This window comes from Rhodanobacter lycopersici (assembly GCF_040812335.1).
Lineage (GTDB): Bacteria > Pseudomonadota > Gammaproteobacteria > Xanthomonadales > Rhodanobacteraceae > Rhodanobacter_A > Rhodanobacter_A lycopersici.
This window is the reverse complement of the sequence record NZ_JBFOHK010000006.1, coordinates 100,326-114,320: the sequence shown is the minus strand read 5'-3', so window position 1 is coordinate 114,320 and position 13,995 is coordinate 100,326. Positions and strand designations below refer to the sequence as shown.

The following is a 13,995-nucleotide window of genomic DNA, read 5'->3' as shown; positions in this document are numbered from 1 at the left end:
AAGGAAGCGCCGCTACTTTCGGTAGCCGCGTCCGCGGGACCAGAAGACAGCGGCGACGCCGACGAACGCCACGGCAACACCGTAAAACGCGGGTTGCCCGCCGACCATCGCGGCAACGAAGAACATCACGCCCGCCAGCAGAAACAGTAGGCTGCCGGGACGTGCCGGCCGACGCTCCATCAGGCAGCGCCGTCCAGCGGCGTTTCCCCATCCAGGCCCAGCAGTCGCAACAGTTCGTCCTCGATGCCTTCCAGATCGGGGATCACCGCCACGTCGTCGCGCACCAGCACCTGGGCGCGCACGCCGGGCGGCAAGACATTGCCGTCGTGGGTGGGAATGATCAGCTCGGCGTTCAGCGTGGTCAGGCGCGGAAAACCCTGCGTGAGCACGGCGATGAAAGGCAACTTGGGATTCCCGCCCAGCGCCTTCAGCACGGCCACACGCACGGTCAGTTCGGCATCACCTTCGCCCGCGCCGGCCAGCCGTGCGAACGACACCAGCGGCACGCGCCAGCCGCGCCAGGTGATGCGGCCAAGCAGCCAGTCGGGCGCCCCATCCACTGTCTCGTGGGCGGGCTGGGTGATCACTTCCGCCACGGTGGCATTGGGCAGCAGCATGCGCAGGCTGCCGGCCGGCACCAGCACACAGCGGATTTCGCGGGGCAACACGTCGCTCATGGATAAACCTCGATCAGGTGCGCCGCCAGTTCGTGCAGCGTTCCGGAATAGCTCACCAGCCGTTCGGCGAAGATGCCACTGACCATGTCGGCGAAATGCTCGCCTTCGGCGGCCTCCACCCACACCTGGCCGCCGCGATCGTAGATGGCCTGCGCGCCGGCCACCGCGTCGGTGGAGCGGCCGGCAAACACGATACCCAGGGCGTCGCGTCCGAACACGTTCGCCGCCATGGTGAAGCTGGCGTCGATCGACGGCTCCTGCGCGCTGTCGGTGTTCCGCACCTCGACGCTGCCGTCGCGGCGCAGCTGCACCTGGCCTTCGGTCGGCACCAGCAGCACTTCGCCGCTGCGCGCGCGGCTGCCGTGCGCGGCCAGCCGCACCGGCAGGCTGGAATGGGTCGACAGGTGCTGCAGCACGGAGTCGGCCGGCTGTCCGCCGAAGTGCTGGGTGAGCAGGATCGTGTGCCGTGCCGTGGCGGGCAAGGTCGCCAGGAAATCGCAGACCGAATCCAGGCCGTCGACGGCGGCACCGAGCAGCACCACGCGGCTGGGCACGCTGCCGAGATCATCCAGCAGCATCTCGGTCGGCTCCCAGGCCTGCGGCGCCACAGCTTCCTCCATCGACACCAGCTCCAGACTCATCGTCGGCTGGAACTCGGGTTCCGCCGGCTCGACGTCCGGCGCAAGGAAATCGGCGGCGCTCAGCTTCTCGATGCCAAAGTCGGCAGCCTGGGCGTGCGCAGTGTCGACATGCTCGCCGGCATCGTCATCGACGAGTGCCCAGCTGTCGGGGGCCGCAGGCGTCTTCGGTGCCGCGGCCGGCGCCGGTGCCTCGACGGACGATACGGGCGGCTCGTCCACTGGCACGGCGAGGCTGAATTCTCCATCGTGCAACGGCAACTCCTGCCGCGGCGCAGCCGGCACGGCGTCCGCTTCCGGCACCGGGCCGTCGGCGGCAAGCAGCGCGGCCAGCTCCGCCTCGAGGTCATCCGATGCGGCGTGGCTCTGCGCCACGTGTTCGCCATCGTCGTCATCGAACCCGACCAGATCCGGTTCGTCGTGGTCGTCCGGCTCCGGCATCGCCGGCTCGGGCGCAGATGCCACGGCGAACCCGGCCCCTTCCGTCGTGGCTGGCTCGGCGGCTGCCGCAACCACAGGCACCGGCATCGTCTCCACCGCCGGCGCATCCAGCGGTCGCGGCGGATCCACGTCGCCGTTGGCCAGTACCTTGACCGCCAGATGGCGGGCCCACCGTGCACGGTCCCAGCCGCTCAGTGCGCGGCTGGCGCGGGCGTCGTTGAACACCAGGCGCGGGCGCTCACCCTCGATCATCTCGTAGAGGCGGTCGAAGGCCCCATCGTCCTCGTCGTCCAGGTTCACCACCAGCACGTCGGGATCGAGCTGCCGCTGCAAGGCGGCGTCGAAGCCCGCGACAGTGCCTTCATGCACGATATGCGCGCCATGTTCCTGCAGCACCTGGCGCAGATGGCCGCCCAGCTCGGCGTCGTCGAACAGCAGCGCCACCGAAGGCCGCGCTTCAACCATGGTCCGGCTCCCGCGCAAGCTGCGCCACGGCGTGCTGCTCCAGCACCTCGCCGATCTGGCCCAGCAGCTCGGCTTCCTGGTACGGCTTGCCGAGGTAGCGGTCCACGCCGATGTCGAAGGCGCGCTGGCGGTGCTTCTCGCCGGTGCGCGAGGTGATCATGATGATCGGCACGTCGCGCAGGCGCGGATCGGCCTTCATGTGGGTCGCCAACTCGTAGCCGTCCATGCGCGGCATCTCGATGTCCAGCAGCATCAGGTCGGGCACGCGCTCGTGCAGCTTCTCCAGCGCGTCGACACCATCCTTCGCGGTGCTCACCTCGTACTCGTGACGCTCCAGCACGCGGCCGGTGACCTTGCGCATGGTGATCGAGTCGTCCACCACCATCACCAGCGGCCGTGTGCGCTGCTCCTCGACCAGCGGCAGGTCGACTGCGCTGAGGCCTTCGGCCAGGCGCTGCTCGCGCCGCACGACGCCGTGACGGACCAGCGGTGCCAGGTCGAGAATCACCAGCACCGAGCCGTCGCCCATGATGGTGGCACCCAGCACGCCCGGCACCGAGCTCACCTGCGGACCGACCGACTTCACCACGATCTCGCGCGAACCCAGCACCGCGTCGATGCGGATCGCCGCGCGCAGGTCGCCGGCACGGGTGAGCAGCAGCGGCGGCTGTTCGCCCTCCGGCACCGCGCCGGGCGGCAGGCCGAGCAGCTCGGCCAGGTCGTGGATGCCGTACTGCTCGCCGTTGTAGCCGAACACGGGCTCATGCTCGACCAGCTTGGCGGTCAGCTCGTCGGGGCTGATCCGTGCCACACCCTGCACCGAGGTCATCGGAATCGCGAACGTGCTCTCGCCGGTGCGCACCAGGATCGCCTGGGTCACCGCGAGGGTGAACGGCAGGCGCAGCACGAAGGTGGTGCCCTGCCCCGGCTGCGACTCGATCGCCAGCGAACCACCGAGCTGCTTGATCTCGTTCGCCACCACGTCCATGCCCACGCCGCGGCCGGCCAGCTGGGTGACCTGGCTCGCGGTGGAGAAGCCCGGCTGGGTGATCAGCGCGAGCACCTGGTCGTCGCTCAGGCGCGCATCGGCGCGGATCAGGCCGCGCTCCACACCGCGCCTGCGGACGGCCTCGCGGTCGAGGCCGCGGCCGTCGTCGCTGACGCGCACCACCACCTCGGTGGCCTCGCGCGTCACGCGGATGCGCACCGCACCCTCGTCCGGCTTGCCGGCCTTGCGGCGTTCCTTCGGCGACTCGATGCCGTGCGCCACCGCGTTGCGCAGCATGTGCTCGAACGGCGCCTTGAGACGGTCGAGCAGGTTGCGGTCCATTTCGCCGTGGGCACCATCCACGTACAGCTGGGCCTGCTTGCCCTGTTCCTGCGCGGCCTGGCGCAGGGTGCGGCGCAGGTTCGGCACCATGGTGTCGAACGGCAGCATGCGCGTGCGCAGCAGGCCGTCCTGCAACTCGGTGCTGACGCGCGACTGCTGGATCAGCAGGGTCTCGGCCTGGCGGGTCAATTCGTCCAGCATGCCCTGGATCGACACCAGGTCGGACACCGACTCGGCCAGCGCACGCGAGTACTGCTGCAACTGCGAGAAGCGATCGAGCTCCAGCGGATCGAACGTGGTGGAGCTGCCCGCCTCGCGATGCTCGCGCTGGAAGCGCGCGATGATCTGCGCCTCGGTTTCGATTTCCAGCATGCGCAGCTGGCTGCGCAGGCGCTGCACGGTCTGGTCCAGCTCGACCAGGTTGAAGCGGTAACCGGACACCTGTTGTTCCAGGCGCGAGCGGTAGATCGCCACCTCGCCGGCATGGTTCACCAGGTTGTCGAGCAGTTCGGCGCGGACGCGGATCTGCTCCTGCGCCGAAGGCGCGTCGGCGCCCTGTTCCACCGGCAGCAGTTCGGGCAACGGCACGGCGGGAGCCGGCTGCGGCGCCGGCGCGGCGCGGGCGGCCAGGGTCGCATCGTCGGCAAATTCCTGCTCGCCGGCCAGCGCCAGCAAGTGGTCGATCGCGGACTGCGGATACGCCGGCACCTGCCCCTGCGACACCTGCTGCACCATGGTGTGCAACTGGTCGAAACCGGTCTCCAGCACGCCGATCAGCGGAATGGCCTGGGCGGCATCGGCCACCGGCTTTTCCAGCAGCGTCTCGATCGCGTGGGCCAGATCGCCCACGGACATCAGGCCCGCGATGCGCGCACCGCCCTTGAGCGTATGCAGGTCGCGCTGCAGCTCGGACAGATGACCGGCAGCGGCCGGCTCGGCATGCCATTGCGCCAGCACGCCGTCGGCATGATCGAGAATCTCGCGCGCCTCCTCGATGAAGATCTCGAGCAGGTCGGCATCGATCGGCAGGCCCGTATCCGTGGTCGCCGCATCGGCGACGGGCGCGGCGTGGGCGGCTTCGGCCGCGGTCTGGCGGGCGGCTTCGGCCTCACGTTCCGCAGCCTGCCTGGCTTGTTCTGCCGCCGCGGCTTCCGCGGCACGCTGTTCGGCGGCCGCCTTTTCCGCCGCTGCGCGCATCTGCGCCTCGGCGGCTTCGCGGGCGGCCCGTTCCTGCGCCAGCCGTGCCTGCTCGGCACGCTCCTGTTCCAGCCGCTCCCGTTCGACCTGTTCCTGCGCCGCCAGCTCGGCTGCGGCACGTTCGGCGGCTTCCTGTTCGGCGACCTCGCGAGCACGACGCTCGGCCTCGGCGCGCTCGGCTTCGATGCGCTCGGCTTCGGCGCGTTCGGCAGCCTCACGCTCGGCCTTGGCCGACGCCCCCGGCTCGAACGCCCCGAGCGCGGCCATCAACTCGTCCGCGTAGTCGTCGCTCGCACCATCCTCCGACAGTGCAGGCGGTACCGCATGCTCCGTGGCACCCGGGACAGCAGTTGCTTCGTGCTCGTCCTCCGTGGCTTCTTCCGGCGCCGCGTCAACGGCCTGCGCCGGTGGCTCGGCCGGCGGCTGCGCAGCTTCCACATGAGTCTCGGCACCAACATGTGCCACCTGCGGTTCCGGATAGCGGTCGCGCAATTCGGTCAGTTGCGTGGTGAGCAGGTCGACGCTGGGCAACTGCGGCACGGCCACATCGAACTGGGCCATGGTGTGGTCCACCACGTCGGCCGAGCGGTCGAGCAGGCGCACACCTTCCACCGGCAACGGTTGCCCGGTGTGGCGCACGCGCTTGAGCAGGCTCTCCAGCGGCGACAGCAGCTGGGTGAGCAGCGGGATCTCCACCATCGCGATCGCGCCATGCAGCGTGTGCACCGCGCGCAGCAGATCCTCGCCCACCGGCATTTCGCCGCTGTTGCGCTGGATTGCCGTGCGGATGGTCTGCAGGTACTGCGCGACCTCGCTGCGCAGGATCTCCAGCAGCACCGGATCGACCGACGGCAGCGGCGAGATGGCCAGTGACATCGGCGGCTCGGCCGGCTCCGGGGCGGCGACGCTGTGCGCATCGGTGATGCCGGCCGCCGGGATCGCGGCGGCCGCGGCGTCGAACCGCGGTACGCGGCGGCGCACGGTGCGACGCACGGTTTCCAGCGCAGCCGGGACGTGATCCTCGACCCGCGCGGCTGCATCGCCGGCGGCAAGCCGGCCAGCGGTCTGCATGATCGCCTCGACCGGCGCATGCGGCGCGCCTTCGCCCTTGAGCGAGGCCAGCAGCTGCGGCAGCGCGTCGATGGCATGGCGCACCAGCGCCTGCACGCCTTCGTGCGGCTCGATCGAGTGATCGAGCACGCGGTTGAGCATGTCCTCCACCCTCCAGGCGAACTCGCCGAGCGCAGGGATACCCACCAGCCGGCCGGAACCCTTGAGGGTATGGAAGGAGCGACGGATCGGGGTCAGCGCGTCGAGATGCGCGGGATCGACCAGCCAGGTGCCTTCGGCCCCTCGCAGGTTGTCGATCTCCTCCTGCATCTCTTCCAGGAAGATCTCGCGGATGTCGTCGTCGATGCCCTCGGCCTGGTGGTCGAAACGGAACGCGCCGGCCAGCGCGCCGCGCGCCGGCACCTGTTCCTCGATCTCCTCCTCGATCTCGATCCAGTCGGCTTCATCACCGGCCGGGGCGGCGGTGGCCGGCGGCGCAGTGGGCTCGGTCTGCGCGTAGCGCAGGCCGTCGACATCGTGGGTCGGCACCTCGCGCGGCGCCTCCGGCGCCACGAACAGGTGGCTGGCATCGCTGCCGGGGTACAGGCTTACCGTCTCGGACAGGGTCTCGTCGCCGCGTCCCCGTGCTTCGTGCACCGGCGCATCGGCCGACGCCGCCGGCAGCGGCCGCTCGGCAGGCGGCGGCCAGTAACCGAGCTGGCCGAGGCTGTGCTCGGCCACGTCGATGATGTGCGCCAGGCCGCCGCGATGCTCGCGCGCCGCCTCCAGGTAGTACTCCAGCGCGGCCAGCGCATCGGCCAGGTGATCCATCTGCGTGCTGCTCGGCACCCGGCGGTCGGCCAGCAGTTCGTTGTGGATGAAGCGGCCGATGCCTTCGGCCAGCTCGGCCGGGCGTTCGGCAGACAGCATGCGCGCCGCGCCGGCGACTTCGCCCATCTGGGCCGGCGCATCGGCCAGCCCGGCGTGGTCCCAGCCGGATTCGACGAAGGCGACGATGGCCTCCTTCACCTTCTCGGTGTTGCGGATCGCCTCCAGCATCACCGTGCTGAGGATGCCCTGTGCCTCGCTGCGCGGCAGGCCCGGTGCCGCCGCCCCCGTCGCCGCCTCGTGCGGTTCCTCGCCTGCGCCGAGACTCTCGATGTGGTCGTCCAGCGATGCTTCCACGTACAACAGCGCGCCAGCCACGTCGAGCAGGACGTCCTCGTCGACGGCGCGCAGCTTGTTGACGATCTCGTCCAGCATGCGCCGCTGTTCCTCGACCACCCGGCGCGGCACGGACAGCGCCAGCATGCCCAGGGTGTCGCCCACGCGTCCCAGCAGCTCGGATTGCGGCGCCAGCGAGGCCGGATCGGCACCTGGCTGGCGCTGGAACAGGTCAAGCGCTTCCTTGACGCGCAGCAAGTCGTCCTTCAGCGCACGCGCCACCGAGTCGAGCAGGGCGCGGTTGTGCCCGGCCATCGAACTGCGGGCATGTTCCAGCTCGTCGGCATCGGGCAGCAGGTTGTCCAGGTTGTAGGTGCGTCGCAGCAGCTCCATGTGCGGGCTGTGCTGGCGCGACTGCGCCACGATGTAGAGCAGGCGGTTGCACAGCTCGTCGGCCTCGCCGCCGCGCAGGCTGTCTTCGCCCTGTTCGATCAGCTGGCGGATGTGGCGATCGGCCTTGCCGATCAACTGACGCAATTCGGTGGCATGTGCGCCGAGCATGCCGCGCTCGAGCCCCTCCACCACGCCGGCGGTGACCCACCACAGGCGTCGCCCATGCACGTGGTAGCAGCGCGCGGCGATCGCCAGCAGCGCCTTGCGCATGCCAGCCAGCGCCTGCGACTGCCCGCGGAACCAGGCGAGCATGTGCTGCTGGAACTGCAGGCGCAGCTCGACCAGCTCGCCGCGGCGTGCCTCGGCCTGCGCCTCGCTCATCGCGGCGGGCGCCTGGGTGGGCAGGAATGCGTCGAGGTTGGGACGGAACAGCACCGATTCGGGCAGTGCCTCCAGGCCGCGGCTGGCACGCAGGTCGTTCAGCAGCGGCAGCAGCACCACGGGCACGTCACGATGGCCGCCGGCGATGCGCTCGAGGTAGTCGGGCAGCTGCATCAAGCCACGCATCAGCGTGGCATAGGCCTCCTCACGTTGCGCGACATGGTCCTCCAGCAGGGCGATGGCGAGCGCTTCCATCTCCGTCGCAACCATCGCCGGGCCGGGCAATTCGACCATCCGCAGCGTACCCTGCACCTGGTGCAGACCATTGGCGCAGGCGCGCATGGCGTCGTCGCGGGCCGGATTGTCGACGTAGGACTCCAGCGACTCGCGGGCGTCCGACAGCGTCTGCTCCAGCTCGGGGCGGACCCACTGCAAGGTGGTGAAATCAATGTGGTCTTGAAGTCTCATGCGCCTCTCTCAGCGGTTGCGCGACGCATCGCCACGCCACCATCGAGACTGCCCCCTGTCATGTGGATCGCCATCAGCCCGTAGGTCACCGTCAGCCCGGCAGCTTGAAGTGCGCCACCGAACGCCGCAGGTCGCTGGCCAGCTGCGCCAGGGTACCGATCGAATCGGCGGTACGGCTGGCACCCTGCGAAGTCTGCGAGGTGATCTCCCGGATCGCGTTCATCGATTGTGAAATATCCGTGGCCGCCGCCGACTGCTGGCGCGCCGCGCTGGAGATGTTCTGAATCAGCGCGGACAGATCGTGCGAGACGCGCTCGATGTCGCCCAGCGCGCTGCCGGCGTCCTCCGCCTTGCGTGCGCCGGCCACCACTTCGGCGGTGGTCTGCTCCATCGAGTTCACCGCTTCGTTGGTATCGGACTGAATCGTCTGCACCAGCGTCTCGATGCGCTTCGTCGCGCTGGTGGAGCGTTCGGCCAGTCGCTGCACTTCGTCCGCCACCACCGCGAAGCCGCGGCCCGCCTCGCCGGCCGAGGCCGCCTGGATCGCCGCGTTCAAGGCCAGGATATTGGTCTGCTCGGCGATGTCGTTGATCAGTTCCACGATGGAGCCGATCTCCTGCGAGGATTCGCCCAGCCGCTTGATGCGCTTGGAGGTTTCCTGGATCTGGTCGCGGATCGAGTCCATGCCGGAGATCGTCTCGCGCACCACCTCGGCGCCGTGCGAGGCGATCTGCACCGAGCGCTCGGCCACGTCGGCCGACTCGGCGGAATTCTTCGACACGTGGTCCATCGAACTGGCGATCTGGTTGATCGCGCTGGTCGCGGTGCTGATCTGCTGCGCCTGCTGCTCGGCCGCGTCGGCCAGGTGGCGGGCGGTGGTCTGGGTTTCCTGCGCCGACGAGGAGACCTGTTCGGAGGTCTCGTTGATCGTGGTCACCAGGGTACGCAGCTCGTCGATGGCGTAGTTCACCGAGTCAGCGATCGCGCCGGTGATCTCCTCGGTCACCGTGGTCTTCACCGTCAGGTCGCCTTCGGCCAGCGCGCCCATCTCGTCCAGCAGGCGCATGATCGCCTCCTGGTTGCGCTGGTTGAGCGAGGTGCTCTCGGCGAAGCGGCGGCGCTGGTCGCGCACCAGGCTGACCACCAGCAAGAGGGCGAAGGCCACCGCGCCGATCGCGGCCAGCAGGCCCCACCACACGTTAGGGAACAGGCGGCGCAGCGGCAGCTTGCCGACCTGCTCGGCGAGATCGTTCGCGCGCAGCAGGACCGACTGCGAATCCAGCGAGGCCTTGTTGCCGGCCTGCTTCACCGCCGCGAGGTTGCCCGAAGCGGCCACCAGCTTGGCCAGCGGGTCGCCCAACTGGTTCCAGCTGTCTTGCATGCCGGTGAGGATCTTGCGCGCGTTTGCGTCACCGATCGGCTTGACACCGCTGCCCGCGTTGCCCTCGTTCAGGCCCTGCAGCACGCTGCCGTACAGCTGGGCGTCGCGCTGCAGGCCGTCGGCGGCGGCCTGGGCGTTGTCGCCGCCCTGCAGCACTTCCTGCACGCGGCGGATGATGCGGTCGGCCGACAGCATCTGGCGCGAGGTGCCCAGCATCTGCTCGGCACTGCCGTTGCGCTGCTGCAGGATGTTGACCACCTGGTCCATGCTGGAATTGAGCAGCGGCATCTGCTGCGACACGGTGGCCGCGCGCTGGGCGGAGTCGAGCACCACCGCCTTGTTCGAGAGGATCTGGCCGATGTCGCCGTCCAGCTGCTTCCAGGCGCCGTCCAGCGCACTGGTCGCGCGGCCGACCGGCGAGGCGTTGTTGTCGGCATAGGCATGCATGCCGGTGGCCGGGTCGCCCTTGTCCAGGCGGCGCACTGCCGAGTCGATCGCGTTGCGGGTGCTTTCCAGCTCCTTGAACGAATCGGCGTTGCCGTCGGACGACTCCAGCGCGAATTTCGCGGTCTGCTGCGACAGCACCTGGATCTGCGTGGTCAGCGCGACGGCCTGGCGGTCCTCGCCGTTCTTCACGTTGAGCTGCCAGAAATCCAGTGCCGCAAAGCCGATCGCGACCAGCAACAGGACAATGAGTGCGGTATTGCCACGCTCCTTGCCGACGCCCCCTGTAGTGCTCATGTTCACCTCATCCGTCTACTTCGCCGGATCAGCCTCGTCACCGTGGACGGGAACGGACCCAAAGACCTGCCACCTTGGAGTTTCCGGCCCCTGATGGCACCGGACCTGCTGCATGCGGCCGCCGCGGATCAGGCCGCGGCCTGGCGGAAATCGGGTGCCCGCACCAACCGGCTCATGCTGAATATCGCCATCTGCTGTTCCCCCTCGCCCACCCGCTGCTCGGCGAAGCGCGCCAGCCGCGGGTCGTCCTCCTGTTCCACCGTACCCCGCTGTTCCTCGTCCATCGTGCGCTGACCGAACACCTCATCCACCAACAGGGCCACGCTACCGCCGCCCTGGCGCACCACCAGCAGGCGCGCGCGATCGGTCAGCGTTGTGCGCTCGTCGAACAGGAAGCGGCCGAAATCCACCACCGGCATCAGGTTGCCGCGCACGTTCGCCACGCCGAGCAGCCACGGCCGGGTGCCGGGTACCGTGGTGAGCGGCGGCATCGCCAGCAATTCGTTGATCTCGCCGATCTCGCTGACCAGGGTGCGCGGCCCCACGCGGTAGCCGATGCCGCGCCACAGGCCCGGCGCGTCCATCCGCTCGCGGGTATCCGAGGCATGCGCCAGTGACAGCCGCTCGTAGCGGGCCAGGGTCTCGAACGGGGTGAGGCCGGACGGTGCGTTCATGCCGCGCTCGACAACAACTGGTTGATGCAGGCGAGCAATTCGCCTTCGTTCACCGGCTTGGTGATGAAGGCGCGTGCACCCTGGCGCAGGCCCCAGACGCGGTCGGTCTCCATCGCCTTGGTGGTGATCATCACGATCGGCACCTCGGACGTGGCCGGATCGCGGGTAAGCGTGCGGGTGGCCTGGAAGCCGTTCATGCCGGGCATGATGACGTCCATGATGACCAGCGCGGGCGGCATGCTGCGCACGCGCTCGATGCCCTCCTCGGCATTGCCGACGGAGGCGACCTGATGACCCGCCCGTTCGAGCAGCGTGGTGAGCACGCGCACGTCGGTCGGCGAGTCGTCGATGATGAGGATGTCGGCCACAGGTTCCCCCGAGAATCTGCGGTCAGCGGCTGGGTACCGTACTGACATGGTGATGGATGGCGCCGAGCAGCTCGTCGCGCGTGAATGGCTTGGTGAGGTACTGCTCCGCGCCCACGACACGGCCGCGCGCCTTGTCGAACAGGCCGTCCTTGGAACTGAGCATGATCACCGGAGTGGCCCGGAACTGCGGGTTGTTCTTGATCAGCGCACAGGTCTGGTAGCCGTCCAGCCGCGGCATCATGATGTCGACGAAGATGATGGCGGGTTTCTGGTCGGCGATCTTGGCCAGCGCCTCGAAACCGTCCACCGCGGTCAATACGTCGCAACCTTCCTTCTTCAGCAGGGTCTCTGCCGTGCGACGGATAGTCTTGGAGTCATCAATCACCATGACCCGCAGGCCGGCCAGACCATTCGCGTTCGCGTTCAGATTCATTACTCCCCCCCTGTCACCCAAAGTTGGGTCCAGGACAGCCACCAAGACAGGCAACAAGCATGCCGCCGGTGCACATGACAAGACAACCCGATACCGGACTCCGCAACACCCGCTCTGCGGCGGGATGTTCAGGCTTCGTTGTTTACTGCCTGCCTGCCATCGCGTCAAGCAACATTCGCGTTACAAAGCGCCCGGTCAGCGCGCAATGTGACCTTCATCGGCAGCGTTGAACCCTGCGCGGCACACGGACGGGGGACGCGCTTGTCGCGACCGGCGGCGTCGGCGAACATCATCATTCCCGTTGTCGGCGCGCTGCGCCGCAAAACCTTGCTGTGGAGAATCACGATGCCCCTTTCGGTCGCGGTGCTGATGGACCCCATCGGCGCGATCAAGCCGGCCAAGGACACCAGCCTGGCCATGTTGCTGGAGGCTCAGCGTCGCGGCCACACCCTGCACTACATGGAGCAGGGTGACCTGGCACTGCGCGACGGCATGCCGTGGGCGCGGCTGCGGTCGCTCGCCGTGCGCGACGACATGCATGACTGGTTCAGCCTGGGCGACCCGCAGTGGCGCGACCTGCGCGAGCTGGACATCGTACTGATGCGCAAGGACCCGCCGGTCGACGCCCAGTTCATCTACGACACCATGGTGCTGGAGGCCGCCCAGCGCGCTGGCGTGACCGTGGTGAACGACCCGCAGTCACTGCGCGACTGCAACGAAAAGCTGTTCGCCCTGCAGTTCCCGCAATGCTGCGCGCCCACCCTGGTCTCGCGCGATCCCGCCGAACTGCGCCGCTTCGTGGCCGAATGCGGCGAGGCGGTGCTGAAGCCGCTGGACGGCATGGGCGGGCGCGGCATCTTCAAGGTCAAGGCCGGCGACAGCAACCTCAACTCCATGCTGGAAACCCTGCTGGCCGGCGGCCCGCACGGCGAGGGGCGGCAGTTCGCCATCGCGCAGAAGTTCATCCCGGCGATCAGCGCGGGCGACAAGCGCATCCTGCTGATCGACGGCGAACCGGTGCCCTACGCGCTGGCGCGTATCCCGCAGGGCGACGAATTCCGCGGCAACCTCGCCGCCGGCGGCCGCGGCGAAGGCGTACCGCTCAGCGAACGCGACCGCTGGATCGCGGCCCAGGTGGCGCCGGAGCTGCGCCGGCGCGGGCTGCGCTTCGTCGGCCTGGACGTGATCGGGGACTGGCTCACCGAGATCAACGTCACATCGCCGACCTGCGCACGCGAGCTGGATGCGCAGTTCGGTCTTAACATCGCGGGTCTGCTGTTCGACGCCATCGAGCAACACCCTGTTGGAAGCCGCGCTCCGTGAGTTCCGCCGCCGCACGCCCTGCCGCCGATCCGATCGGCGCGACCCTGCTGTTCTCGCTGCTGCTGCACGGCGTGCTGCTGCTGGGCATCACCTTCCATTTTGCCAAACCCACGCCCAGCCTGCCCACGCTGGACGTGACCCTGGTCAACGTGGCCAACCGCGAAGCACCGGACCAGGCCGACTTCCTGGCCCAGGCGAACAACCGCGGCGGCGGCCAGAGCAACCATGCGGCGCGGCCCTCGCAGCCGTTCTCCGGCGCCCTGCCCAAGCCCGATCCCGGCACCGCGATGCAGAACGTCGCCGCCGCCACGCCGCAGCCGCGCGAGGCCACGCCGCAGCGCATGGTCACCACCCGCGGCCAGAGCCGCTTCAGCGTGGCCAGCGACACCGCGCAGACCGAGGTGCCGCCGCAGGATGCGCCCAACGCCCAGGACCTGCGCCGCCAGCAGGAGATGGCCCAGCTCGCTGCCGAGCTGCGCGACCAGACCGAGGCCTACGCCAAGCGACCGCGCAAGAAATACATCTCGGCCAACACCCGCGAATACGTCTACGCCGCCTACATGCGCGGCTGGTCCGACCGCGTGCAGCGGGTGGGCAATCTCAACTACCCGGAAGAGGCGCGCCGGCGCGAACTGCACGGCGACCTGCTGCTCACCGTGGGCATCAACCGCGACGGCAGCATCCACAGCATCGACGTGATCCGCAGCTCGGGCCAGCCGCTGCTGGACGCCGCTGCCGAACGCATCGTGCGGCTGGCCGCACCGTTCCCGCCGCTGCCCGCCGAGGCGAAGGTGGATGAGCTCTATATCACCCGCACCTGGCAGTTCCTGCCCGGCGGCGTGCTGACCAGCAAGTAACAACCCGCGGGCTT

At 69.0% G+C, this 13,995-nt stretch carries 10 protein-coding genes; 2 read left to right on the top strand and 8 right to left on the bottom strand.

Annotated elements, in window-relative coordinates; all coding sequences use genetic code 11:
• Positions 1-12 precede the first annotated feature (12 nt).
• The 8 genes from ABQJ54_RS18385 to ABQJ54_RS18350 all read right to left on the bottom strand — a co-directional run bounded on the left by ABQJ54_RS18385 (position 13) and on the right by ABQJ54_RS18350 (position 11,801).
• The gene (locus ABQJ54_RS18385; protein ID WP_367855784.1) at positions 13-180 is read right to left on the bottom strand and encodes an MFS transporter; all 168 of its coding nucleotides are present in this window, start codon (positions 178-180) and stop codon (positions 13-15) included.
• The gene (locus ABQJ54_RS18380; protein ID WP_367855783.1) at positions 180-677 is read right to left on the bottom strand and encodes a chemotaxis protein CheW; all 498 of its coding nucleotides are present in this window, start codon (positions 675-677) and stop codon (positions 180-182) included. The genes ABQJ54_RS18385 and ABQJ54_RS18380 overlap by 1 nt, the downstream gene beginning before the upstream one ends.
• Complete coding sequence (locus ABQJ54_RS18375) at positions 674-2,221, bottom strand: chemotaxis protein CheB (RefSeq protein ID WP_367855782.1); 1,548 nt, start codon at positions 2,219-2,221, stop codon at positions 674-676. The genes ABQJ54_RS18380 and ABQJ54_RS18375 overlap by 4 nt, the downstream gene beginning before the upstream one ends.
• Positions 2,214-8,204, bottom strand: a complete 5,991-nt coding sequence (locus ABQJ54_RS18370) for an Hpt domain-containing protein (RefSeq protein ID WP_367855781.1) — start codon at positions 8,202-8,204, stop codon at positions 2,214-2,216. The genes ABQJ54_RS18375 and ABQJ54_RS18370 overlap by 8 nt, the downstream gene beginning before the upstream one ends.
• A gap of 91 nt (positions 8,205-8,295) precedes the next feature.
• Positions 8,296-10,326 (bottom strand): methyl-accepting chemotaxis protein, encoded by a 2,031-nt coding sequence (locus ABQJ54_RS18365; protein WP_367855780.1) that lies wholly within the window; start codon positions 10,324-10,326, stop codon positions 8,296-8,298.
• A gap of 128 nt (positions 10,327-10,454) precedes the next feature.
• Positions 10,455-11,000, bottom strand: coding sequence for a chemotaxis protein CheW (locus ABQJ54_RS18360; RefSeq protein ID WP_367855779.1), 546 nt, complete (start codon positions 10,998-11,000; stop codon positions 10,455-10,457).
• Positions 10,997-11,368, bottom strand: coding sequence for a response regulator (locus ABQJ54_RS18355; protein WP_367855778.1), 372 nt, complete (start codon positions 11,366-11,368; stop codon positions 10,997-10,999). The genes ABQJ54_RS18360 and ABQJ54_RS18355 overlap by 4 nt, the downstream gene beginning before the upstream one ends.
• 22 nt (positions 11,369-11,390) lie before the next feature.
• Entirely contained in the window at positions 11,391-11,801 is a 411-nt protein-coding gene (locus ABQJ54_RS18350) for a response regulator (protein WP_367855777.1), read from the bottom strand.
• A gap of 345 nt (positions 11,802-12,146) precedes the next feature.
• On the opposite strand from ABQJ54_RS18350, the gene gshB reads away from it, so the two are divergent.
• A complete protein-coding gene (gene gshB / locus ABQJ54_RS18345) occupies positions 12,147-13,124 on the top strand; it encodes a glutathione synthase (RefSeq protein ID WP_367855776.1) in 978 nt (325 codons plus the stop codon).
• Positions 13,121-13,981 (top strand): energy transducer TonB, encoded by an 861-nt coding sequence (locus ABQJ54_RS18340; RefSeq protein WP_367855775.1) that lies wholly within the window; start codon positions 13,121-13,123, stop codon positions 13,979-13,981. Before gshB ends, ABQJ54_RS18340 begins: the two co-directional genes overlap by 4 nt.
• The last annotated feature ends 14 nt before the right edge of the window (positions 13,982-13,995 follow it).

Excerpts from the sequence above, each read along its gene's own strand:
- ABQJ54_RS18375 (WP_367855782.1), bottom strand. The coding sequence starts at position 2,221 with ATGGTTGAAGCGCGGCCTTCGGTGGCGCTGCTGTTCGACGACGCCGAG.
- gshB (WP_367855776.1), top strand. The coding sequence starts at position 12,147 with ATGCCCCTTTCGGTCGCGGTGCTGATGGACCCCATCGGCGCGATCAAG.
- ABQJ54_RS18385 (WP_367855784.1), bottom strand. The coding sequence starts at position 180 with ATGGAGCGTCGGCCGGCACGTCCCGGCAGCCTACTGTTTCTGCTGGCG.
- ABQJ54_RS18365 (WP_367855780.1), bottom strand. The coding sequence starts at position 10,326 with ATGAGCACTACAGGGGGCGTCGGCAAGGAGCGTGGCAATACCGCACTC.
- ABQJ54_RS18370 (WP_367855781.1), bottom strand. The coding sequence starts at position 8,204 with ATGAGACTTCAAGACCACATTGATTTCACCACCTTGCAGTGGGTCCGC.
- ABQJ54_RS18360 (WP_367855779.1), bottom strand. The coding sequence starts at position 11,000 with ATGAACGCACCGTCCGGCCTCACCCCGTTCGAGACCCTGGCCCGCTAC.
- ABQJ54_RS18350 (WP_367855777.1), bottom strand. The coding sequence starts at position 11,801 with ATGAATCTGAACGCGAACGCGAATGGTCTGGCCGGCCTGCGGGTCATG.
- ABQJ54_RS18380 (WP_367855783.1), bottom strand. The coding sequence starts at position 677 with ATGAGCGACGTGTTGCCCCGCGAAATCCGCTGTGTGCTGGTGCCGGCC.